At 37.3% G+C, this 25,290-nt stretch carries 22 protein-coding genes; 16 read left to right on the top strand and 6 right to left on the bottom strand.

The features are described from left to right. The first annotated feature begins 98 nt into the window (after window positions 1–98). From RMO03_RS04115 to RMO03_RS04060, 12 genes are all read left to right on the top strand, one after another. Window positions 99–443 (top strand): tRNA-binding protein, encoded by a 345-nt coding sequence (locus RMO03_RS04115; RefSeq protein WP_309640820.1) that lies wholly within the window; start codon window positions 99–101, stop codon window positions 441–443. A gap of 296 nt (window positions 444–739) precedes the next feature. Further along, complete coding sequence (locus RMO03_RS04110; protein ID WP_309640819.1) at window positions 740–1,150, top strand: response regulator; 411 nt, start codon at window positions 740–742, stop codon at window positions 1,148–1,150. 269 nt (window positions 1,151–1,419) lie between these two features. After that, on the top strand, window positions 1,420–3,846 hold the full coding sequence (locus RMO03_RS04105; protein ID WP_309640818.1) for a PAS domain S-box protein: 2,427 nt from the start codon (window positions 1,420–1,422) through the stop codon (window positions 3,844–3,846). 162 nt (window positions 3,847–4,008) lie between these two features. Continuing rightward, a complete protein-coding gene (locus tag RMO03_RS04100; RefSeq protein ID WP_309640817.1) occupies window positions 4,009–7,317 on the top strand; it encodes a T9SS type B sorting domain-containing protein in 3,309 nt (1,102 codons plus the stop codon). Window positions 7,318–7,413: 96 nt separating this feature from the next. After that, on the top strand, window positions 7,414–8,607 hold the full coding sequence (locus tag RMO03_RS04095) for a T9SS type A sorting domain-containing protein (RefSeq protein WP_309640816.1): 1,194 nt from the start codon (window positions 7,414–7,416) through the stop codon (window positions 8,605–8,607). A gap of 180 nt (window positions 8,608–8,787) precedes the next feature. Continuing rightward, window positions 8,788–9,669, top strand: a complete 882-nt coding sequence (locus RMO03_RS04090; RefSeq protein WP_309640815.1) for an SDR family oxidoreductase — start codon at window positions 8,788–8,790, stop codon at window positions 9,667–9,669. A gap of 213 nt (window positions 9,670–9,882) precedes the next feature. Next, on the top strand, window positions 9,883–10,650 hold the full coding sequence (locus tag RMO03_RS04085; protein ID WP_309640814.1) for an AAA family ATPase: 768 nt from the start codon (window positions 9,883–9,885) through the stop codon (window positions 10,648–10,650). 4 nt (window positions 10,651–10,654) lie between these two features. Next, on the top strand, window positions 10,655–11,554 hold the full coding sequence (locus RMO03_RS04080; protein WP_309640813.1) for a ParB/RepB/Spo0J family partition protein: 900 nt from the start codon (window positions 10,655–10,657) through the stop codon (window positions 11,552–11,554). Then, entirely contained in the window at window positions 11,555–12,118 is a 564-nt protein-coding gene (locus RMO03_RS04075) for a DUF5683 domain-containing protein (protein WP_309640812.1), read from the top strand. It begins immediately after the preceding gene. Beyond that, window positions 12,115–12,813, top strand: coding sequence for a 4-hydroxy-tetrahydrodipicolinate reductase (gene dapB / locus RMO03_RS04070; RefSeq protein WP_309640811.1), 699 nt, complete (start codon window positions 12,115–12,117; stop codon window positions 12,811–12,813). The genes RMO03_RS04075 and dapB overlap by 4 nt, the downstream gene beginning before the upstream one ends. A 50-nt stretch (window positions 12,814–12,863) precedes the next feature. Next, window positions 12,864–14,405, top strand: coding sequence for a signal peptidase I (gene lepB / locus RMO03_RS04065; protein ID WP_309640810.1), 1,542 nt, complete (start codon window positions 12,864–12,866; stop codon window positions 14,403–14,405). Window positions 14,406–14,635: 230 nt separating this feature from the next. Continuing rightward, window positions 14,636–15,247: a WbqC family protein gene (locus tag RMO03_RS04060; protein WP_309640809.1), complete on the top strand. Its 612-nt coding sequence runs from the start codon at window positions 14,636–14,638 to the stop codon at window positions 15,245–15,247. Window position 15,248: 1 nt separating this feature from the next. Here RMO03_RS04060 and RMO03_RS04055 read toward each other — a convergent pair whose 3' ends face one another. The 6 genes from RMO03_RS04055 to RMO03_RS04030 form a co-directional block, all read right to left on the bottom strand. Beyond that, window positions 15,249–16,298: an endonuclease/exonuclease/phosphatase family protein gene (locus tag RMO03_RS04055; protein WP_309640874.1), complete on the bottom strand. Its 1,050-nt coding sequence runs from the start codon at window positions 16,296–16,298 to the stop codon at window positions 15,249–15,251. Next, entirely contained in the window at window positions 16,298–17,170 is an 873-nt protein-coding gene (locus RMO03_RS04050) for a rhomboid family intramembrane serine protease (RefSeq protein ID WP_309640808.1), read from the bottom strand. Before RMO03_RS04050 ends, RMO03_RS04055 begins: the two co-directional genes overlap by 1 nt. Before the next feature lie 65 nt (window positions 17,171–17,235). Beyond that, a complete protein-coding gene (locus RMO03_RS04045) occupies window positions 17,236–17,985 on the bottom strand; it encodes a rhomboid family intramembrane serine protease (protein WP_309640807.1) in 750 nt (249 codons plus the stop codon). Then, entirely contained in the window at window positions 17,982–19,868 is a 1,887-nt protein-coding gene (mutL, locus tag RMO03_RS04040) for a DNA mismatch repair endonuclease MutL (RefSeq protein ID WP_309640806.1), read from the bottom strand. Before mutL ends, RMO03_RS04045 begins: the two co-directional genes overlap by 4 nt. A gap of 152 nt (window positions 19,869–20,020) precedes the next feature. Continuing rightward, window positions 20,021–20,590 carry a 6,7-dimethyl-8-ribityllumazine synthase gene (gene ribH, locus RMO03_RS04035; RefSeq protein WP_309640805.1) on the bottom strand — a complete coding sequence of 190 codons (570 nt, stop codon included), beginning with the start codon at window positions 20,588–20,590 and terminating at the stop codon, window positions 20,021–20,023. A gap of 71 nt (window positions 20,591–20,661) precedes the next feature. Continuing rightward, a complete protein-coding gene (locus RMO03_RS04030; protein ID WP_309640804.1) occupies window positions 20,662–21,447 on the bottom strand; it encodes a tetratricopeptide repeat protein in 786 nt (261 codons plus the stop codon). A 239-nt stretch (window positions 21,448–21,686) separates the two neighbouring features. Here RMO03_RS04030 and recF point away from each other — a divergent pair, with 239 nt between their 5' ends. The 4 genes from recF to RMO03_RS04010 all read left to right on the top strand — a co-directional run bounded on the left by recF (window position 21,687) and on the right by RMO03_RS04010 (window position 25,289). Next, a complete protein-coding gene (gene recF / locus RMO03_RS04025) occupies window positions 21,687–22,766 on the top strand; it encodes a DNA replication/repair protein RecF (protein ID WP_309640803.1) in 1,080 nt (359 codons plus the stop codon). Window positions 22,767–22,838: 72 nt separating this feature from the next. Next, window positions 22,839–23,537, top strand: coding sequence for a thioredoxin domain-containing protein (locus RMO03_RS04020; protein ID WP_309640802.1), 699 nt, complete (start codon window positions 22,839–22,841; stop codon window positions 23,535–23,537). A 7-nt stretch (window positions 23,538–23,544) separates the two neighbouring features. After that, window positions 23,545–24,219, top strand: coding sequence for a DUF2461 domain-containing protein (locus RMO03_RS04015; RefSeq protein WP_309640801.1), 675 nt, complete (start codon window positions 23,545–23,547; stop codon window positions 24,217–24,219). Then, window positions 24,219–25,289: a glycosyltransferase gene (locus RMO03_RS04010; RefSeq protein ID WP_309640800.1), complete on the top strand. Its 1,071-nt coding sequence runs from the start codon at window positions 24,219–24,221 to the stop codon at window positions 25,287–25,289. Before RMO03_RS04015 ends, RMO03_RS04010 begins: the two co-directional genes overlap by 1 nt. Window position 25,290: the final 1 nt, after the last annotated feature.

Genomic DNA, 25,290 nt, shown 5'->3' with positions numbered 1-25,290 from the left:
AAGATAAAAATCGATTTAAAAATCTAAATTTAAATAAAATAATTGAACTTTGAAGTGCTAACTGACATTAAAGAATCATTAATACAACATCATCATCAATGGAAACGAACGAATTGCTTTGGTCTGATTTTGAAAAAGTAGAAATGCGTGTAGGGACTATTCTCACTGCCGAAGATTTTCCAGAAGCACAAAAGCCTGCTTATCAAATCACTATCGATTTTGGCAGTGAAATTGGCATCAAAAAATCTTCAGCACAAATCACCAAACGCTATCAGAAAGAAGACTTGATTGGGAAGCAAATAGTGGGTGTGGTTAACTTTCCTAAAAAGCAAATCGGTGAATTTATGAGTGAATGCCTTGTTTTGGGTTCGGTCGGTGACCAGCATGATATAGTGTTGTTGACTTCGGATTTGAAAGTAGTTAATGGGTTGCGAATCAGTTAGATTGATGCCAAAACGCCTTCATTCTTGTTTTGTAAAGGATGCGAATACTTTAACAAGAATATTGTAAACGCTAATAAAAATAAAAATTTAACACAATTAAACAAAAAGAAGTGTAAGAAATCGTTAAAAAAGCCTTAATATTGTTAGGCCGAATGGTGCGGATTTAAAAGCAACACATCATCCCATTATCCAAATTCCATTGACAATATTTTTATATAATTTTTACTGTAATAATGTTCTGAAAGGGATATTTCTAAAAATCGAGTTGGCTCTGTTTTACTATTAAATTTAAAATTATGTCAGTAGAAGTTCTAACAAAATTCGAAACTATAATGATTATTGATGATAACACCATCGATTTATATATTACGTCGCGAATCATTCTCAAAAACAACCTCGCCAAAAAAGTTTTAGAATATTCCAACGCTTTGGATGCTCTAGAGTATTTAAAACAAAACGGTAGTAATAGCGAGGCCTTACCAAATCTAATTTTTGTTGACATCTACATGCCTTTAATGTCGGGATTTGAATTTATGGAAGCCTTTGATGAATTGCCCGTTGATTTAAAAAAGCACTGTCGCATTTTCGTGGTTTCTTCGACCATAGATGAAATGGATATCAATCGCATTCGTTCTGATAAAAACATTGAAGCTTTTCATGAAAAACCAATCAACAAAGAATTTCTCGAAAGTATAGAAAACAGTTGAATCTGACTCGAATATACTTCTCTTATAAAATGCGATAGTAATGGCACTCTTATCAGTGCGATAAAAATCCGCTTGTTGTACAATTAATTTCAATAGTTATATATTTTTTTGATTTTATATTGTGCCTTATAAATAACAACTACCTTAGTCATGATAGCAAAAAAAATGCTCTTTTTTCAAGCCAAGAGATGTCATTTTTTAGCTCTTAACTATTAGAAATTAAACCATAGATGACGCCACTAACATTCATGGAAAACCAGTGAATGATTATGAAAAAAAATACTGCAAATTCATCGGTAATCGATGAACAAAACCCACTGCCAAGCATCGATTTACAAAATCAAAACAGCTTTGATTTTCTTCAAGAAGGTGTTCAAATTCACGATTTTGATTGGAAATACATTTATGTGAATGATGCTTTGGTGCAAATCAGCACGTACACCAAAAAAGAATTAATCGGAAAAACCTTAATGCAGAAATATCCTGACATTGAGCAAACCGATTTGTTTAAAGTGATGCAACGTTGCATGACAAAAAGAGTTTCAGAAAGAATCGTAACAGATTTTAAATCTCCCAACGGATTAATTGGAAATTATGAACTTAGCATGGTGCCTATACCTGAAGGCCTTTTAATACTTTCCATTGATAGAAGTGAACAAAAAAAAGTCAATGAGAAGCTTCTGAAAATAAAAGATCTTTATGCTTTTATCAGTCAAGTGAATCAGGGTATTGTTCGCGTCAGGGAAGAAAAAGCGCTCTACAAAAATTCCTGTAAAATCGCAGTTGAATTCGGTAAATTTAAAATGGCTTGGATAGGACTTTTTGATTCCGATTACAAAACGATTACTATGATTGACCAATCTGGATTACCCAAAGAGCATCTTCACATTTTTAAAGAATTAATCGTTTATGAGGGCGGTCCACAGGATTGTGTTTTAAAGTCGGAATCCTATTTTATGAGCAATGATATTCAAAACGAACCTAATCTCTTCAGGTGGGCTCCGTTTGCTAAACAGTACGGAATCCATTCTATTATTGTACTTCCTTTCAAAAAAGCGGGTAAAATTATTGGCACGCTGAATCTCTATTCTGAAAAACTTGAATTTTCTGATAAAGAAGAAATTGATTTGCTTATAGAAGTGATAACCGATATTTCGTTTGCCTTAGATTTGTTTGAGAAAGCAAAAAAGCATAAAGAAACAGAAGAATTGGTGCTTCAAAACGAAAGAAGGTTCCGAGCCTTGATCGAAAAAAGTCCCGATATGCAATCGCTGACTAATGAATCAGGGGAAATTATCTACGGAAGTCCATCAGTCAGCAAAGTACTAGGTTACCCATTAAAAGAATATCTTAATATCAAGGTTTTAGATTTTATTCACCCCGATGATATTGCAACTTATATCGAAAAAAGAAATAAAATCACGGCAACACCAGGAAAGTCATTTCTGTTTGAAATGAGATTGCATCACAAAAATGGCGATTGGATTTGGTGTGAAGGTACGATAACCAATATGCTTCACATACCGAGTGTCAATGCATTTGTAGCCAATTTTAGAGATGCTTCTGAGAAGAAAAGAGTCGAACGACAGCTCAAAAAAAGTGAAGCATTTAGCAAAAATATCATCAACTCACTAAGTTCACACATTGCCGTGATAGATAAAAAAGGAGCCATTATAGCAGTGAATGAAGCTTGGAGTCGCTTTGCTACTGAAAATGGAGAAACGACTTTGCAACGAACGGGCATCAGCAGTAATTATTTTCATGTGTGTGCTAATTCTGCTAAAACTGGAGACGAAACCGCCGAAATTGTTTTGAAAGGCATGAAGAAAGTGATGGACAAACAAAACACCGCTTTTTATTATGAATATCCTTGCCATTCCGATAAAGAAGACCGATGGTTTGCGATGCTTGCGATGCCATTTGATGGAGAAGAACAATTGATCGTGGTGTCGCATCAGGATATTTCGAAACGCAAATTAGCAGAAGACAAACTGATTAGTAACAATGATGAACTTAAAAAAACCAATTTCGAACTCGATCGGTTTGTGTATAGTGTGTCTCATGATTTGCGATCGCCGTTGACTTCTGTTCTTGGATTGCTTGCTTTTATTGAAGAAGATACTGAAGAACCATCAACGGCAAGTCATGCAGCCATGATTCGAAATAGTATCAATCGCCTTGATGAATACATTAAAAATATTCTCTATTATTCGCGCAACAATCGAATGGAGCTCAAAATTGAAAAAATTGATCTCCAAAAAATAACAGAAGAAATCATCAATTCGTTGATTCATTCCAAGGAAGCCAAACGTATTACTTTTGAAGTGGATATTCACGAAAAAGAGCCTTTTTATACCGACAAACAAAGCTTTAGCACGGTGATAGAAAATTTAATTTCGAATGCTATAAAATTTCAGGATACTAATAAAACCAGTAGCTTTATTAAAATATTGGGTATTGCCAATAAAAGTAGTTTGACATTAGTTGTAAGCGATAATGGTATCGGAATCGCAGCGGAGAATTTCGATAAAATATTCGATATGTTCTTTCGCTTATCAGGAGAAATAGCCGGTTCAGGTATAGGATTGTATATTGTAAAAGAAATCGTTGAAAAAATACAAGGCAGTATTAAAGTTGATTCTAAATTTGGTAAAAAAACTTCGTTTACAATGCAATTTAAAAACTTAAGACCATAAGCATTAGTGATTCAATAAAAGTATAACCAACAGCTTCACTTCTTGTAATTTAATGCTATGATAAAATTTAAAAACCTAAATTTCGTTATTAAAAGTATACTTGAAGTAAACGAAATGGTTATCAAGGTATTGGTAATGAAAATTTAAATTTATTTTTACCAGATGAACACAGGGTTGCGCATCGCTTTAACACTTTTTCTAATGCCCTTGATGGGATTTGGATTTACATTTACAGTAACACCAACACCCGAAAGTTGCACAGGAAATGGTATGCTAACCTTCACGCCAAGCAACGCCGATCCTAACGGAACGATTGTTTATGAAATTTATGAATTGCCCAATACCACAGTTCCGATTGCAACCGTAAATGCCAATACTTATAACGGACTTTCAGCAGGAAATTACAGAATTATAGCCAAAGAAACTGTTGGTACCGTAGTCACAACACAGCAACAAGATGTGACCATTACGAATCAAGTGGTGCCATTGGTCATTGATGTTCAAAGTTTCAATCAAGCTTGTTCGAGCAATAGTAATATTTTAGTCAATACCACTTCCGGAATTGGTGTTTCGTATGAAATTTTTTTCGGCCCGGTAACGTTTCCACTTCAAACCACAAACACCTTTTCAGGATTGCCGGTAGGTGTTTACAGAATTCGTGTTTTTGACAATTGCGGCACTGGAGTCGTTTCTACATTCACCGTTACATTAAACCCAACAGGACTAACCATTGGACCGCCTTCTTTTACGAATACAACGGTGCCATCCTGTACGCAAACAGTGGCCAATCATACGATTACGCCGACAGCAGGAACGGTTATAGGTTATCCATTACAAATTCAGTTTGTCGTGCATCCTCCGGGTGGTGGAGCCACGCAGACTTTCAACAGTACTTTAGCGTCAGGCAATTTAACTTCACAGAATATTTCAGAAACCATTCCCGCTTTCCCCAATCAAAATTACGATTACGATGTCATCATTACAGATTCGTGCGGTTCTGTTTTTTCGCAGAATTTTATTGTAAACCAAAATATTTCCATAGCGCCAATTATATATGATTTGAATTGTAATACGTATTATTTCGATTTGAAAGCCGGTAATTTTACACCGCCTTACACGTTAAATTTCATCAATGCTCCTGTTGGATTTAATCCAATCAATTTCAACGCAAATTATCCCGGACCTTACAACACTGACACCGTAACTTTTGGTGGTGCATCAGCGCAAACTCCAATCGGAAGTTACGATGTGAGTATTCTTGATGTTTGCGGAAGATCAAACACCATCACATTTAATATTGTCGATTTCCCCGCAGCGGCAAGTGGTTTGGCAACGAATAATGGTTGTGCGAGTAATTCAGGGAAAATTGTAGTTGCTATTCCCGCTTATAAAGTAGTAACAGCCATTGTTATTAGTGCTCCGAGTACTTATCCTTTTCCTTTGCCGCACGATGTTACAGCATTTGTAAATACTACTTTTGGGGTATTAACATTAGATCCGGTGCCGCTAGGCGATTATGTAATTAGCACCACCAACAATTGTGGCACACTAATGAGTCCGTTGAATATTACCGTGCCTGTTTACGTCGATCAAGGATTGTCAAGCGATGTCAGGCCAGGCTGCGACTTAACGAAAAGCTCCGTGAAAATTTCAAGCCTTAATACCAGACTCAGTACTATAACGATTACTGCAGCGCCTACTAATTTCATTCCTACATTACCCTATAACGGCACAATCAATATCGCAACGGACGGTAGTTTTTATATGAATGATTTGCCTGATGGAAACTATACTTTTATCGCAACAGACCATTGTAATTTCACCAATACCATTTCAATAAACATCGGCGGTTATGCTATTACCACTAGCACTTTTTCGTTGCAGGCGAATTGTGGTTCGTTCGATATTCCATTGAATTTTGTAAGCAACGGAACAACCAATCAATCTTTTTGGTTGCAAAAATTAATCGATGCGACGAACAATATTTGGGGAAATCCGGATACTGGTATTGCTTATGTGGCAGGTTCTGTTCCTAATGTTTTGAACAGTTATTTTTTGAATAACAATGCGACGAATTACAACCTAACGTTCAATGGTACTTTTCGAATCATACGCAATTTCGCGACTTATAATAATGGTAAAGATTTTAATGACGGAACAGTAACTACTGTAGATAAAGATTGTGTTGAGATTTTGAGTCCAACGTTATCGTTCAATCAGGTGCTCGAAATTACCGATGCTTATCGCATGCCGTGTTCGAGTAATGGCAATTTGGATGTCGTGCTCACAGCCAACGGAACGGCACCGATTCATTACACCATTATCGAAAAAGATGGTGTAGCTTTTAGTTTTGACAATTTCAATTCCAACATTTTTTCGAATTTAGCTCCTGCGATTTATACGTTTCAAGTCGAAGACAATTGCGGTAATATTGTGAACCGACTTTTCGATGTCAATAGTCTATTGTCGCTCGTCACAATCACCAAACCCAATGATATTTTGCAATGCCAAGAGGTGATTACTGACAATGAAGTTTTTGATTTGACTTCGCAAGATGCTGTTATTTTAGGCACACAAAATCCGGCCAATTTTACCTTAAGTTATCACGATTCGATGACTGATGCTCAAAGCAATAGCAATCCGATTCTAAATTTGGTAACCTACAATCCGAATGCAAATCCTAAAACAATTTTCGTGCGTTTGGTTTACAATCCACTGCCGAATTGTTATGAAACCACCACGTTCGATTTGTTGGTTGGACAGACTCCAAAATTGATTGTTGATCCAACTTATTTAAGCTGTTTTTCGAACCCGATAACGTTAGATGTTGCGCCAGGAAATTTGCCAACAACCACTTATTTGTGGTCCGACGGTTCTACCAATTCGACGATTACTGTGAGTCAACTTGGCGTGACCAATCTCACTGTAACGGCAGCGAATTTATACGGAGCCAACGCATTGCCTTGTTCAAATACCAAAAACATTGAAGTGACGATTTCAGATTTACCCGTCATCGACCATTTTGAAATCAGCGATTGGACGGCTAATGAGAATAGTATTACCGTATTGACATCCAACAATGGTTCGTTTGAATATTCGTTAGACGGCATTAATTATCAAAATGAAAATACGTTCGGCAATTTAAAACCCGGTATTTACACGATTTATGTGCAAGACAAATTGGGTTGTGGTTTTACCAAAAAAGACATTTGGCTGTTGTATTATCCTAATTTTTTCACACCCAATGACGATGCTTATAACGATACTTGGTTTATAGACAATGCTGATTTCGAACCCGACTTGAACGTTGCTATTTTTGATCGCTACGGAAAATTAATCAAATATTTAGGTGCTAAGGAAAGCTGGGATGGTACGTATAATGGGCATCAAGCAGTTTCTACCGATTATTGGTTTGTAGTGAATCGCCAAGACGGGCGAACGCATCGGGGGCATTTTACTTTGAAAAGATAGCGTGTCGACCTTTTGTCTACTTGTTTTTTAGTTGGTTTTTGTAGGTTATATTTAATTTTGGCTCACAGAATTACAACAATTAAATCTTAAAAAACAATGAACAAGAGCCTATTATTAATTGCCATTACACTTTTATATTGCAATACTTCATCCGCGCAATGGACCAAAATCAACGCCATTCCAACACAAAGTATCGTTGCGTTAATGGTAAACAACAATACAATTTACGCCGCTTCAGGCTCCAATATTATTTATAAAAGTAATGATGGCGGGACAAGTTGGATACCAATAACTGTTAGCAACAACCCAATTGAAATCACAGCATTTATTTTTTTTAATAACAAACTCTATGTAGGCACTTATAATCATGGGGTTTTCTATAGCGATGACAATGGCGTTTCATGGCAAAACAGTGGTGTTCACCCACTTTGGATAAGCGAATTTGCAATACACAATAGCGGTTTATTAGTTTCAACGCTGGGCAATGGCGTTGCGCTGAAGAATCCAGATTCAGACAATTGGACCTATTTGAATGCTTCATTACCAGATTACTCTATGAATGTTCACAGTATCATAAGTTCACCAAATTATATGCTGATTGCTGCTGGAGCTAATGGTACGAATTACAGATACGACTTTAATAACAGCATCTGGAATGAAGAATATTATACTGGAACGCTGCAGCCTGGCTTACAAATCAACAAGCTGATCAATAACAGTGATACCTTTTTTGCGGTCAACGGCAATCGGATCATTAAGACAAAAGATGCTGGAGTAACTTGGACTGAGGATAATGTCGGATCTCATAATGGTCCATACCGCACCATTTATGAAGGTTCGGCCAAACATTATACAATAACCAATATGTTTCCAGAAGGCACTTGGATTCAGGAAAGAGACAAACTTGCTTCTATTGGCAGCAGTTGGGAAGAGAATGAAGAATTGCTAACTACAGGATTTTCTTATGCACTTTTGGAGTTTCAGGACAAGTTATTTTTAGCCAAAGCCGACGGATTGTATACAAAAAGCACCCTGCTTGGGGTTCATCAACCGATTGGAGCAGTAAATTTGCAAGTATTTCCAAATCCATCGAATGGGGAAACCATTAATATTTCAAGTGACCATCAAGTTGATAAAATTGCTATCTGCAATGCTGTTGGACAAATTGTTTTTTCTGAAAAAGTGGGCCAAAGTGAGTTTGTCATTACACCCAATTTAAGCAAAGGAATTTATTTCGTTCAGATCACTACTGATGCTGCAAGTTATTCTCAAAAACTGATTGTAGAGTAATTTATTGAACACGGATTTCACGGATTACCACGGATTTAATCTGTGTTAATCCGTGAATTGAAAATCAGCAATACCATAAAGAATATATCAGCATGAGCTAAATCCGTGTTCTGTTTTTAAAGCATAAATCCATTTCAATTCCTAAAATCATTTTGCTATCTTTAGCCCAAATTGAACCAGATGGATTTTACACAAAAAATGCTCCGCGACGACGCACTCAAAGGAAAAGTGATTGTCGTAACCGGTGGTGGCAGCGGATTAGGCAAAGCGATGACGCAATATTTTTTAGAACTCGGTGCGCAGGTAGCGATCACTTCAAGAGATTTAGAAAAACTAAAAACCACAGCCCAAGAACTTGAAACTAAAACCGGCGGAACTTGTTTGCCATTGGCTTGCGATGTGCGTCATTACGATCAAGTGGAAGCGATGTTGCAAGAAGTTTTAAAGGCTTTCGGAAAAGTCGATGTGTTGCTCAATAATGCTGCGGGGAATTTCATTTCACCCACCGAACGATTATCCGCAAACGCTTTTGATACCGTAATTGACATCGTTCTCAAAGGTTCCAAAAACTGCACTTTAGCTTTCGGAAAACATTGGATTGACAGCAAACAAGAATCAGCAACCATACTCAATATCGTAACCACTTATGCTTTTACAGGCTCGGCTTATGTCGTTCCAAGTGCTACAGCAAAAGCAGGTGTTTTGGCCATGACGCGAAGTCTCGCAGTCGAATGGGCGAAGTATGGCATTCGTTCTAATGCGATTGCACCCGGACCATTTCCAACGAAAGGCGCTTGGGACAGATTGCTTCCGGGCGACTTGGCGGAGAAGTTCGATATGGCGAAAAAAGTGCCACTCAAACGCGTTGGTGATCATCAGGAATTGGCGAATTTGGCGGCGTATTTGGTGTCTGATTTTTCAGCCTACATTAATGGGGAAGTCGTTGTGATTGATGGTGGTGAATGGCTTAAAGGTGCTGGACAATTCAATTTGCTTGAGGCGATTCCGGAGGAAATGTGGGATATGCTCGAGATGATGATTAAAGCGAAAAAAAGTAATTAATAATCACGGGATGCCCTAGCCCGGATAGGAACGTTATCCTTTTGTGCCGTTGTTCGGCGCAAAAGATATAGTGGATAGCCGGAAACAGCTCCTAAAAACATACAACATACAACTTACAACCAACAACATCAGCTTATTAACTTTTGTTAACAAATAACCCTTGAAAAACCCATAATTAATTGTATTTTTACGGCTCAAAATTGAAAAAAATAAATGGGTAAAATCATTGCTATTGCCAACCAAAAAGGCGGTGTTGGAAAAACGACCACTTCGGTAAATTTGGCAGCATCATTAGGTGTTTTAGAAAAGAAAGTGTTGTTGATTGATGCCGATCCGCAGGCGAATGCGAGTTCAGGTTTGGGTATCGACATCGACAATGTGACGATTGGAACCTATCAAATGCTCGAGCACAGCAACACGCCCGAAGAAGCGACGATTAAATCGAGTGCACCGAATGTGTGGGTGATTCCTGCCCATATTGATTTGGTGGCGATTGAAATAGAATTGGTTGACAAAGAAAATCGTGAATACATGCTCAAGCAAGCTTTGGCAAGTGTCAAAGATCAATATGATTATATTTTGATTGATTGCGCGCCATCATTGGGATTGTTGACGTTGAATGCGTTGACAGCTTCCGATTCGGTGATTATTCCAATTCAATGCGAATATTATGCTTTGGAAGGTTTGGGAAAATTGCTCAATACGATTAAAAGTGTGCAGAAAATACACAATCCCGAGCTCGATATTGAAGGTTTGTTGCTGACGATGTTCGATTCGAGATTGCGTTTGTCGAACCAAGTGGTTGAGGAAGTGCAGAAGCATTTCAACGACATGGTTTTTGCGACGATTATACAACGAAATGTCAAATTGAGCGAGGCGCCGAGTTTCGGGGAAAGCATCATCAATTACGACGCAACGAGCAAAGGCGCTACGAATTATCTGCATTTGGCTCAAGAAATTATTAAGAAAAACACGATTTAGATTTATGTCACAAGCAGTAAAAAAACAAGCATTGGGAAGAGGATTATCTGCCTTGTTGAAAGATCCTGATAATAATATTCAGTCGGTCAATGATAAGAATGCCGACAAAGTGGTTGGTAATATTATCGAATTAGAAATTGACGCGATTGAAATCAATCCGTTTCAACCCCGAAGCAATTTCAATGAGGAATCATTGCAGGAATTGGCGATTTCGATTCGTGAGCTCGGCGTGATTCAACCGATTACAGTTCGTAAATTAGACTTCAATAAATACCAATTGATTTCGGGAGAACGTCGTTTGCGTGCTTCGAAAATCAATAAAATGACTACGATTCCGGCTTACATCAGAATCGCCAATGACCAAGAATCGCTTGAAATGGCTTTGGTTGAAAACATCCAAAGACACGATTTAGATCCGATTGAGATTGCGCTTTCGTACCAACGTTTGATTGATGAAATTCAATTGACGCAGGAACAAATGAGCGAGCGCGTTGGAAAAAAACGTTCTACGATTGCGAATTATTTGCGTTTGTTGAAACTCGATCCGATTATCCAAACCGGTATTCGCGATGGCTTTATCAGTATGGGCCATGGTCGTGCGATTATCAATATTGAAGATCAAGATGTTCAGACCGATATTTACCAAAAAATTGTCAGTCAAAATTTATCGGTTCGTGAAACCGAAGCTTTGGTGAAAAGCTATCAAGAAAGCCTCAAACCTGCAACCAAAAAAACAGCCAAGCCAACGACTTATGCCATTGCTGAAGACGAAAAGAAAGCGATTGCAAATTACTTCGGAGCAAAAGTCGATGTGAAAATGGCGGGTAATGGCAAAGGGAAAATCACGATTCCATTTCATTCTGAAGAAGATTTCAACAGAATCATCAAACTGATTAAAGGCTAAGTGCTTAAGTATATTGTCATACTGCTCTTGCTTTTGTATTGCGGAAACTTTTCGGTTTTCAGTCAAGAGAAAGACGCACCGCTTTTGATTACCAAAGACTCCATAAAAGATAAAGAGATCAACCCTTTGGCGCCTGCTAAGGCTGCTTTTTACTCAGCGATATTGCCTGGTTTGGGTCAAGCTTACAACAAAAAATATTGGAAAATTCCTTTGGTGTATGGTGCTTTAGGTGCTACACTTTATTTTTATTCGACCAACAACAGCAAATACCACGAATTTCGCGACGCATACAAAGACCGGTTGGCAGGAAATCCAAATCCGAAATACGATTATCTCGATGATTCGCGATTGATTCAAGCACAGCGATTTTACCGCAGAAATCGAGATTTATCGATGCTGTTAACGGTAGGATTTTATGCTTTGAATATTATCGACGCTAATATTGACGCGCATTTAGGGCAATTCAATGTTAATGATAATCTGTCGATTCGTACTGATTTGTATCCTGATGAAAGGTATAAAAAACCTACATTTGGATTGGCTTTAAATTATACATTCAAATGAAAATAGCGCTACTCGGATATGGAAAAATGGGGCAAGTGATCGAGCAGGTGGCCTTGTCGCGTGGCCATGAAATCGTATTGCGCAAGACGAGCAGAAGCACATTCGATGGACTCGAAAATGCCGATGTTGCAATAGATTTTAGCATTCCTGATGCTGCAGTGAGTAACATTTCGGTTTGTTTGCGTACTAATGTTCCGATTGTCTCTGGCACGACCGGTTGGCTTTCAGAATATGAAGCGATGGTGGCGTTGTGTAATGAAAAACATGGCGCATTTATTTACGGTTCAAATTTTAGTTTGGGCGTCAATATTTTTTTTGAATTGAATGCACATTTGGCCAAAATAATGTCGAAGTTTGAACAGTATAAAGTATCGATGGAAGAAATTCACCACACACAAAAACTCGATGCACCAAGCGGAACGGCGATTACTTTGGCAAAAGATATCATCGACCATTCCGATTATTCTAGTTGGGCTTTGAAAAATGCTAAGGAACACGAGATTTTAATCGACGCCAAAAGAATTGAGCATGTTCCAGGAACGCACACAGTAGTTTACAATTCAGAAGTGGATGCCATCGAAATCAAGCATACCGCACACAACCGAGAAGGTTTTGCGTTAGGAGCTGTAATCGCGGCAGAATGGATAGTCGGAAAAACCGGCGTATTTACAATGAAAGATGTATTGAATATATAAATTGATTTTTCTAAAAATCTAATAGTCTAAAAATCTAAAAATCCAAAATTATGACACTATTGCAATGGTTTGTGTTTTTCCTAATCCTTCAAGTAATTCATTTCATCGGAACTTGGAAAATGTATGAAGCTGCCGGTAGAAAACGTTGGGAAGCTGCGGTACCGATATACAACGCTATCGTTTTGATGAAAATTATCAATCGCCCAACTTGGTATACCATTTTGTTGTTCGTGCCGATTGTCAATTTGATTATGTTTCCTGTAGTTTGGGTAGAAACCTTGCGCAGTTTCGGTAAAAATTCTACTACCGATACCATTTTAGGGATTGCTACTTTAGGGCTGTATGTGACTTATGTTAATTACACCCAATCTTTAAATCACATTCCGGATCGCAGTTTAATTCCGGAAAATAAAGCAGCTGATACGATTAGTTCATTATTGTTTGCTATTGTTGTTGCTACTATTGTTCATACGTATGTGATGCAACCCTATACGATTCCAACGTCGTCTTTAGAGAAATCTTTGTTGGTTGGTGACTTTTTGTTTGTAAGTAAATTTCATTATGGTGCTCGTGTTCCGATGACAACTATAGCATTACCAATGGTGCATGATACTATTCCATTGTTGCACAAAAAATCTTATTTGAACAAACCGCAATTGCCTTATTTCCGTTTCCCTGGATTGCAAAAAATTGAGAAAAATGACATTGTAGTTTTCAATTGGCCCGTAGATACCGTTTATAAATTCTTCGATACTTCCAAAAGAAAAGCCGACAAACCCATCGACAAAAAATCGAATTATGTAAAAAGATGTCAAGGAACACCAGGCGATATGCTACAAATTAAAGATGGTGTGGTTTTCATCAATGGAAAACAATTGGTATTGCCTGAAAGAGCCAAGCCGCAGTATTCTTATACGGTTTCAACCAATGGTTCTTCTTTCGATCAAACGTATATTTTGAAAGATTTACATATTACCGATGGCGTCTATCAAACCAGTGCCAATACCTTTATTTTTTCAGCCTTGACCGAAGAATCAGCAACTCGATTAAAGAACAATCCAATCGTAACCAGTATTGTCAGAAATGTGTCGCACGATCCCGAACCTGCAGTTTTTCCACAAATTGCAGACGGATGGAACAAGGACAATTACGGACCAATTTATATTCCTGAAGCAGGAAAAACAGTGCCTCTAAATGGGCAAACCTTGCCGTTCTACAAAAGAATTATCACCGAATACGAAGGCAATGATCTCAAAGTAACCGGCGATGAAATCAGAGTCAATGGCAAAGTATCGAATGCCTACACCTTCAAACAAAATTACTATTGGATGATGGGTGACAACCGCCACAACTCAGAAGACAGCCGTTATTGGGGTTATGTTCCGGAAAATCATATTGTAGGGAAACCGGTTTTCATTTGGATGAGTTTGGATTCGCATGCAAGCGGATTGGGTAAAATTCGTTGGGAGCGTTTGTTTACAACCGTTGGCGGCGAAGGACAACCGTATTCGTATTTCAAATTTTTCTTGATCGCTTTGGTTGCTTATTTTGGAATCACGTTCTTTTTCAATAAGAGAAAAGAGAATAGTTAATTGGAGTGGAATCGTTTAACCGTGTAATCGAAGAATCGTTCAATTGCTATTGGTTTTTTAGGAGCTAATCCCGCTATCATTCCAATCTTGTCATTGCGAACGAAGTGAAGCAATCTGTTTGATGCCAACGGCGCAACGCCAAGGATTTTCCCTTCTATCGGGGCTAGGGCAACCATCTACAACAGGACTGGCGATTAAACGATTAAACAAATCAACGATTAAACAAAAAAATGAACATCCTAATTCATCCCACATACTTCCCATCAATAAGCCATTTCGTAGCAATAGCGCAAGCGGATTCGATTACTTTTGAAATGGAAGATAATTACCAAAAGCAAACCAACAGAAACCGAACGTTGATTTACAGCCCAAACGGTTTGCAACTGCTCAATATTCCAATAAAACATTCCAAAGAGAAACATCAAAAAACCAAAGATGTCAAACTCGAAACGGCTTTCGATTGGCAAAAACAACATTTCAAATCGCTAGAAGCCGCTTATCGTACTTCGCCGTTTTTTGAATATTTTGAAGATGCCATTACACCGATTTTCACCAAGAAACACACGTTCTTAATGGATTTAAATCTGGAAACCATGGCGATCGTTTCGAAATGTCTTGGAATGCCTTTTGAATACAATCAAACGGTTGAATATTTTCATGAAGTTCCCGATTTCAATGACTTTAGAAATCTGACTAACGGAAAAAAAGATACAGCTACTTTCGAATCGTACACCCAAGTTTTTGGAGATAAACATGGTTTTCTAAACAACTTAAGCATTTTAGATTTGCTGTTTAATGAAGGCAGATTTGCGTTAGATTACCTCAAAAACCAAACAATTTAAATCATTCCACCATTTCCAAACGCGTCATAATCGGATAATGATCGGAATTGACAAAGTCGGGAAAACTCTCAAAACTTTTGACTTTCATCTGACCATCAGCAAAAATATAATCGATGCGCGCAGGATAATATTTGAAGTTATAAGTGTTTCCAAAACCGCTTCCGGCTTCTTCAAAAGTGTCGTTTAGTTTTCCTTTGATGCTGCGATATACATACGAATACGCACTATTGTTCATGTCACCACAAATAATCACAGGATAGTCACACCCGTTTTTATGATTCATAATAATCTCGGCCTGCTGCTGTTGTTTTCGAAAAGCAATGCTGATGCGATTGAAAACCAACTGCGATTTTTGCTGGTTAATCTCATCAATATTCTCCGAAATTTCATTAACGTCAGGTGAAATTTTAATCGATTGCAACTGCATGTTGTATACGCGTATGATGTCTTTCCCCTTTTTAATATCGGCAAAGATGGCGCTGTTATTCGATTTCGGAAAAACCAAATGCCCTTCATCAATAATGGGAAATTTCGAAAAGATAGCGAGACCGGTTTTGATCTTATTGCCTTGCATAAAAATATAACGGTGCGGATACACTTTCAAATCAATTTGCGCGGCTGCTGAATATTCCTGAATACAAAGAATATCAGGATTCTTATCGTTGATAAAGGTTCTGATATAAGTCACAACATCGGTATCAGGCAACCAACTAAACAAATTGAACAGTCTTACATTATAGCTCATCACCACAAAATCCTGATCGGTTTTGGGCAAATCAACAGCGGAAAATTTATAGAATTTATTGATGAATGTGATGCCCATGAGCAACACCAATCCCGATAAGAAAATTTGTCTTTTGAATTGAATCAACCAATACAAGAAAAACAAACCGTTCAAAATTAAAAACAACGGTAATACTAAAGTTAATACCGACAATAAAGGAAACAATTTTGGCGCTAAAAAGGGTAGGACATAGGCGAGAAATGTCAATACAGTCAATACTATATTGAAAAAAAACATGCCTTTATTGAACCATGATAGCTTTTTCATCATTGCTTTCCGGCTTTAAACAAAAATTCCTTTTCGTCTTTGGTTAAACTGTCGTAACCTGATTTGCTGATCTTATCTAAAATCTCATCGATTTGTTGTTGTGTTTTGTCTTTCGTTACGATTTTAGAAACTTTCTCGGCTGGTTTGGTATTGTAATTTCGATGCACTTTCTTGAATGGCGTTGCTTTTTTTGTATTTAATCCGCCCGAAATTCCATCCGTAATGAAAGATACGATTTTACTCAAGTCGGTTCCGTTTTGCAATAATTTAATATACAAAAATCCGAAAAATGCACCCGATAAATGCGCGATGTGACCTCCGGTGTTTTCAGTAAAAATCTGAATCAAGTCGAGCAATAAAATCACAAACGTCAATTGCCACAACTTGACATTGCCAATCAAAAGCAAGCGCAAATTCATAAACGGAGAATACGTAGCGGTTGCCACCAAAATGGCCATAATCGCTCCCGAAGCACCGACAATAGCCGAGTTGCTTTCTGGACTTAGGAGTTTATAAATGAATGTAAAAGCGAGTCCGGCAAAAATGCCACTTAACAAATACAATCCTAAAAGTTGTTTTTGGGAAAAGAAAGTCAGGAAAAGTCGACCGGCGAAATTCAACACCATCATATTGAATAATAGGTGAAAAAAACCTGCGTGGAAAAAGAAATATGTTAGTAACGTCCATGGTTTGTATAGTACTTCCATGCTGTTTGACGACAAAGCAATCCAAGTTGGGTAATCAAAAAATCCTAATTTGAATCGATAGAAAAACAAAATCGACAATAAGAAAACGCCACAATTCCAATAGATGAGTTTTTGTTCAAAACCACCTAGTTTGTATTGTAATTTTAAATCGTCTAAGATGTTCATTTTTTAGATTATTCGATTATTAGATTTTTAGACTGTAAGATTTTGAGATTGTAAGATATTAAGATTTAATTCCAACGGTTCTTTCTGAATTGATTTTTCTTCCAATACCACATCATTAAAAAACCAACGAGTGCGCCACCAATATGAGCAAAATGAGCAATACCGCTCGCACCTCCAAAAATAGATTCTCCCGAAACGCCTAGAATCAAATCGACCACTAATAAACCTGGAACAAAATATTTGGCTTTAATTGGAATCGGAATAAACATCAATGCCAATTCTGCATTGGGAACCATGAAGGCAAACGCTACTAAAAGCCCGTAAATAGCGCCTGAAGCACCAACAGCAGGAGAAGCAAAAGCGCCTGCGAAATTTGACAAACCAGAATTACCGAGCGTATCAACCCATCGGCTATCCATTCTACCGTCGTTAAGCAATGAATAAATTTCTGTTGGATTGAATCCAGCTTCAATTAATGCATTTAATCCGTGGTGAAACATAAAATAGTTCACCGCGGTGTGCAATAAAGCCGCTCCCAATCCACAAGAAATATAGAAAAACAAAAACTTTTTGCTGCCCCAAAAATGCTCCAAAGCGGAACCAAATGAATACAAGGCAAACATATTGAAAGTGATATGCATGATGCCGCCATGCATAAACATATGGGTCAAGGGTTGCCAATATTGAAATTTTGCATTTTCAAAAAAGAAAAGCGATAAATAATCATAGGCTTGTTCACCCACCATTTGGGTTCCGATAAAAAACAAAATATTAATAATCAACAATTGTTTTACCGTTGGTGTAATCTGCATCATAGCGCGAATTTTTTGTCTAAATCTTCCACACGCATTGTGATGAAAGTGGGTTTTTGAAAAGGAGAAACGTTAGGTTCTTTACAAGCAAACAAACCATTGACAAGGTTTTCCTGCGCTACCTCCGTTAGATAAGTTCCGTTTTTTACTGCCAAACTTTTCGCCATCGATTTGGCTATCGTATCATTTTGACTGAAGCTGTTTTCAGGAACACCATCTTGCAAATCTCGCAAAAGCTGTTCTAACACTGCATTGACTTCGCTTTCGGTGACATTGGCAGGAATACCTGAAATGACGATATTGTCCTCATTGGTCGATTCGAAAACAAATCCGGTGTTGGATAAAGCGAGTTGTAATTCTCTAATCAATGCCATTTCATTCGTTGAAAAATATAAGTGCAACGGAAACAACAATTGTTGGCTCGAGGCATGTAGCACTGTCATATTGGTCAGAAACTGTTCGTATAAAATGCGTTGGTGTGCGCGTTGTTGATCGACAATCACCATTCCTGATTTGATTGGATTGACGATGTATTTTCGGTGAATTTGATACGTTTTATTGACCTGTTGTTCGATTTCATTGTCTCCAAACAAAGGCGCAGTCAAATCTTCACTTTCGAATTGCATGCCACCCACTTCCGAAATACTATCGGCGGCGTCTTTCAATCCAACATACAAACTTTCCCAAGAAGCAGATTGTTTGGCGTGGTTGTTTTCATTGAAACTTTCCTTTCTAGGCTTTGGTTTTTCACTATTATGAAGCTTCGTTGGTTTTTCATCTGCAAAAGGATTGTAATTCCCATCGACTTGAATCGTTGGATAAGGCGCTTCTGTATTTTTGTAATGATAAGGTGTGTCTAAATTCGAATCTCGGTCGAAATCCAAAACCGGTGCGACATTAAATTGGCCTAAGCTATGCTTAATCGAAGAACGAAGAATCGCATATAACGCCTGCTCATCATCAAACTTAATTTCCGTTTTTGTGGGATGAATGTTGATGTCGATAGTATTCGGTGGTACATTCAAAAATAAAAAATAACTCGGTTGTGCACCTTCTTTGAGCAATCCTTCATAAGCATTCATCAGCGCATGATGCAAATAACCACTTTTGATGTAGCGGTCATTGACAAAGAAAAATTGTTCGCCTTTGCTCTTTTTTGAAAACTCAGGTTTGCCTACAAAACCATCAATCGTGAGTATGTCGGTTTCTTCTTGAACTGGCACCAATTTCTCATTGGTTTTTCCTGAAAAAATCGTCACGATACGTTGTCTTGAATTGCTTGCAGGTAAGATATACACTTCATTACCATTGTGATAAAATGCAAAATGAATGTTGGGATGCGCCAAGGCAACACGTTGAAATTCATCCATAATATGGCGGAATTCAATTGTGTCTGACTTTAAAAAATTGCGCCGCGCCGGAATATTAAAAAATAAATTCTTCACAGAAAACGACGTGCCTTTTGGAATCACCGCGACTTCTTGCGACAGAAATTTACTGCCTTCGATAATCAAATGCGTGCCTAATTCTTCTTGATCTTGTTTGGTTTTCAATTCAACATGCGCAATCGCTGCTATGGATGCTAAAGCTTCACCACGAAAACCTTTGGTGTGCAGTTTAAACAAATCTTCCGCTTGGCGAATTTTAGATGTGGCGTGTCTTTCAAAACACAAACGCGCATCGGTAACGCTCATGCCAAGTCCATTATCAACGACTTGAATTAAGGTTTTTCCGGCATCTTTAACGATGAGTTTGATATCGGTCGCTTTGGCATCAACGGCATTTTCAAGCAATTCTTTTACGACAGATGCAGGGCGTTGCACCACTTCGCCGGCGGCAATTTGGTTGGCAACGTGATCGGGAAGTAATTGAATGATGCTCGACATTATGCTATTTAATGATTTAATGTTTTTTCGCGCAAGGCGTACAAATTTAACTAATTTCTATTAGCTTTTACAGCCAAGATAATCATAAAAAACAAAAAACCTACTCGGATAAAAGCAGGTTTGTTATTATTTTAATTCGTAATTTATTGTTGCTATTCTTTAAGTTTCAATGGTTTTTCTTCAATTTGTAATTGCCCTGAAGTCAATGCTTGTTGGTTTACTTGATAATTCAAACCAGCTTGTTGTCTTAAGTAAGCCATTTTAATCGCGGCAATTGCGGCTTCTGTTCCTTTATTGCCATGAATACCGCCGCTTCGGTCGATGGATTGTTGTTCGTTATTGTCGGTCAACATACAGAAAATTACCGGCACATCTGACATCACATTCAAATCTTTGATGCCTTGCGTGACGCCTTCACATACAAATTCGAAATGCATTGTTTCGCCTTTGATGACACAACCGATTGCAATGACAACATCTACATTTTGGGTTTCAATCATTTTTTTTGAACCGTAGATGAGCTCGAAACTTCCGGGAACATTCCAACGAAGGATGTTTTGCTGTTTGGCACCGCAGTCGAGTAGTGCTATTTCAGCACCTGAAAACAAACCGTTGGTGATGTGATCGTTCCATTCAGAAACAACAATCCCAAACCGAAAATCTTTCGCATTTGGGATTGTGTTTTTATCGTAATTGGATAAGTTTTTATTTGCAGTAGCCATTTTGATTGTAGATTTTAAGATGATTAGATTTTAAGATTGTAAGATATAAAACCTGAATCGAAAATCTAAAATTATTGAGCCAAACCAATCAAAGCATCAACGCTAGAACCTTCTGGTGTAGTTTCGTATTTTTCTTTGATTTCTGTAAAGTATTTCAATGCATCCGCTTTTTTACCTAAAGCCAAACTGGTTTGTCCTGCTTTCAATAAAAAACGTGGCGTTGTTAAATCGTTTCTATTCATTTCAGACGCTTTAACATATTGTGCTAACGCTTCAGTTGGTTGCTTTTTCTGAGCATATGCATCACCAATTGCGCCAACTGCCAATACGCTTAAAATCATATCGTCTGATTTGAAACTTTCTAATGAAGTGATTGCTTCTGCATATTTACCGGTATTCAAGTAAGCCATACCAGCGTAATAATTGGCTAAATTTCCGGCAGCGGTCCCTGAATATTTATCAGCAATAGCTTTAAATCCGAATTTTCCTTTTTCACCATTTAAGGCTAAATTGAATAACGAATCGGTACTTTTAGTAGCATCAACCGCTTTTTGGAAATTTTGTTGTGCTTCAAACATTTCGCTTGTTGCTTCGTCTTCTTTTGGTTGAACAATGAATTTTTGATACATTAAATAACTTACGGTTACCAAAGCAATAACAGCTACAACACCAAAAATATATTTCTGATTTCTGGCAACCCATTCTTCTGTTTTAGAAGCGGTTTGATCTAAAGAGTTAAAAACACCAGCGGTTGTACTATCTTTTTCATCAACTTTTACATCAGCTTCGATAAAAGCACCGTCATTTTCTACTTTTTCTTTTGGAGTTTTGTAACCTCTCTTATTATATGTTGCCATCTATTTTAAATTAGTGAGCCGCAAAAATAAAATTTTTATTCAAACCCACACAAAAAAAATGGATTTAATATTGATTTTTTTCAAATAAAGCGCGTTGCTTCCATAATCAGGTTATTTTGAACTAAATTATTTCCAATAGAAAAACGTTTTAAGGCTGTTTTATGGATATTTTTCAATAATTTGCAGGCGCTTAAAAAACGAAAATTCTTCAGTAAAATATACGTTCGTTCGCTATTCTCATGAATTTAAAATCGATTGCTTTATTCAATTATAAAAATTTTTCGGAAGCCAATTTCGAATTTGATCACAAAATCAATTGTTTTGTTGGAAATAATGGCGTGGGAAAAACCAATGTGCTTGATGCAATTTATCATTTGGCTTATGGTAAAAGTTACTTTAACCCGCTCGCGGTTCAGAATATCAAGCATGGTGAAGAGTTTTTTGTCATTGATGGCACTTTTGAAATTAAAGACAGAACCGAGCAAATCGTATGTAGTTTAAAGAAAAGCCAAAAGAAAATTCTGAAACGCAACGGAAAACAGTACGAGAAATTTTCAGATCATATCGGATTGATTCCGCTGGTGATTATTTCGCCGGCCGATCGCGATTTGATTGTAGAAGGCAGCGAAACCCGCAGAAAATTTATGGATACGGTGATTTCACAATCGGATTCAAATTACCTACAACAACTCATTCAATACCAAAAAATCTTGCAGCAACGCAATGCTTTACTCAAATATTTTGCATTGAATCATGTTTTTGAAAATGATACGCTGTCGATATACAACGAGCAATTGCACCAACTTGGTCATTTGATTTTCGAGAAAAGAAAACACTTTTTAGCCGAGTTTATTCCGATTTTCAATGAGCATCATCAAGCGATTACAGGCTCGGAAGAATCGGTGCAGTTGGTTTATGAAAGTCAATTGCATGATAAAGAACTATTGCAATTGCTCGAAGAAAACCTTGCTAAAGATCGCATCGTATATTATACCACAACAGGTATTCACAAAGATGATTTATCGTTTGAAATTGATGGTTTTCCGATTAAAAAATTTGGTTCACAAGGCCAACAGAAATCGTTTTTAATTGCATTAAAATTGGCGCAATTCGAATTCATCAAAAAGCAATGCGGTGAAAAGCCCATCTTGCTGTTCGATGATGTTTTCGACAAACTCGATGAAAATAGAGTCAGTAAAATCGTAACCATGGTCAATAATGACGAATTCGGGCAATTATTTATTTCTGACACTCACGCCGAACGTACTGAAAACATTGTAAAATTGACCCATCAAAGCTATAAAATATTTAACCTATAATTTAAGTATAAATTTGGTTTACAATATTAAAATTTAAGTAATTTTGCGAGGCTCATTTTTAAAATGATTTTCATGAAAGTTCAACATTCATTTCTGCTGTTATTGGGTTTTATACTTTTCTCTTGTCACGCACAAACGCACGATAATTATGAAAATGTAGCGCCTCTAGATTTTGCTGAAAAAATAAAAACAACGCCAAACGCACAAGTGATCGATGTAAGATCTCCCGAAGAATATACTAGTCAACATTTAGATAATGCCATCAACATCAATTGGAACGGTGATGATTTTGTTGGTAAAGCCGGAAAATTAGACAAAACCAAACCCGTTTTTGTGTATTGTATGGTTGGTGGTCGCAGTAAAAAAGCTTCAGATCAATTGGCAACAATGGGCTTCGTTAAAGTATATGATTTGCAAGGTGGCATTATGAAATGGAACGCAGCCGGATTGGCGAAACCTTCCGATAAAATTATTGGCATGTGTTCCCAAGAATACGGAGATTTATTGAAATCAGACAAAAAAGTGCTGGTTAATTTTTACGCGGATTGGTGTGAACCTTGCAAAAAAATGACGCCATATATTAAACAAATGCAAACCGATTTGAAGGGTAAAGTAACTATAATTCGATTGAATGCCGATGAAAACAAAACGCTGATTTCCGATTTAAAATTGGATGGTCTTCCCGCTTTATTGTTGTATGAAAATGCCACACTTAAATGGAAAAATGTAGGTTTTGTGAGTGAAGAAGATTTGAAAAAACAATTACAATAAGTTAACAATGTTATCAAAAGATACGCTTCAATTTCTTGAAGATTTGAAAGCCAACAACAACCGTGAATGGTTTTTGGCGAATAAAAAACGATACGAAGCCTACAAATCCGATTACCATAAACTCATCAGCGATTTACTCGAAGTGATGAAACCTTTGGACGCTTCATTGGAAATGCTCGAAGTAAAGAATTGCACGTTCCGAATCAATCGCGACATTCGTTTTTCTAAAGACAAATCGCCTTATAAAACCCATATGGGCATTTGGTTGGCGTCTGGTGCTAAAAACGCTGAATCCTCTGGTTATTATTTGCAAATCGATAAAGAGAATTCTTTTGTTGGAGGCGGAATGTATTGCCCGATGCCGGATCAACTTCAAAAAATAAGAAAGGAAATCAATTTTTTTTATGACGATTTAGAACAAATTATTCATGATAAATCTTTTCAATCTACTTTTGGAAATTTGAATTTCAATGAAAATTCAACGCTCAAAAATCCACCGCGAGGTTTTGATAAAGAACATCCTGCAATCGAATATCTCAAACTCAAAAGTTTCACTGCCACTCAAAAATTTGATGCTGCGACAACCACTCAAAAGGATTTTGTTGCTGACATCAGCAAGAAATTAATTGCCTTGAAACCTTTAAACGATTACATCAACCGAGCTTTAACTTCTGAGGAATAGTGCATACTAAAAAAAGAAAAATACTATTTCTGGGCGAAACGTATCGAGCCGACGCCATTACTTGGATTAAAGGCCTTCAAGAATTTGGCGACTTTGAAATCCTAACTTGGGAATTGAAATCGCCAAGCACTGGTTTTGTCAATAGATTGTCTCGTATTTTAGAATATTGCGGTGCCGTTTTCAATATCAAAAAACTCATTAACGCCAAACAACCCGATATGGTCATTGCCGAAAGAACCACTAGCTATGGATTTCTTGCTGCCTTGTCAGGCGTAAAACCATTCGCCATCGCACAGCAAGGCATTACGGATTTGTGGCCCGAAAATTCATTGTTATTTCCTGTTAAAAAGATGATACAGAATTATGCTTTCAGAAAAGCTACATTGATTCATGCTTGGGGAACAGTAATGACTTTTTCTATGAAAAAAGCCCATGTCGATATGAATAAAGTTTTGGTATTGCCCAAAGGAGTCGATATCAATATTTTCAAGAATGAAGCTCAAAAAACAGAAAATATTCATGCCATAGTAACACGTTCCTTATTGGCGGAATACCGTCACAGCACGATCTTAAAAGCTTTCGGAATACTTCATGAAAAAGGAATTGATTTTAAACTCACCATTGTTGGTAGCGGACAACAATTGGCAGCCTTGAAAGAATTGGCTAAAAGATTGCACATTGCGGATCAAGTTAATTTTACGGGAAGGATTCCAAATGACAAACTACCGGAATTATTACACCAAGCCAACTTATACATTAGTATGCCCATAACAGAAGGCGTTTCTGCTTCTTTATTTGAAGCTATGGCTGCCGATTGTTATCCGATTGTTACCGATGTTTTGGGAAATCAGAGTTGGATAACGCATCGGGAAAACGGACAGCTCATTGCTGTAGATGATAAAGAAATGTTGGCAAGAGAATTAATTTGGGCATTTGAAAACAAAGAATACAGAGAACAAGTGATTATAAAAAATAGAAAATTTGTGGAAGAGAAAGCGAATTATGCGATCAATATGAAAATTATTGCCGATAGATACCATGAATTAATAACCAATTATAAAGTCAATTAGC

It is taken from the genome of Flavobacterium sp. (assembly GCF_031411595.1).
Classification (GTDB): Bacteria; Bacteroidota; Bacteroidia; order Flavobacteriales; family Flavobacteriaceae; genus Flavobacterium.
The sequence above is the reverse complement of the archived record's forward strand: the minus strand, read 5'-3'. Positions and strand labels throughout refer to the sequence as shown.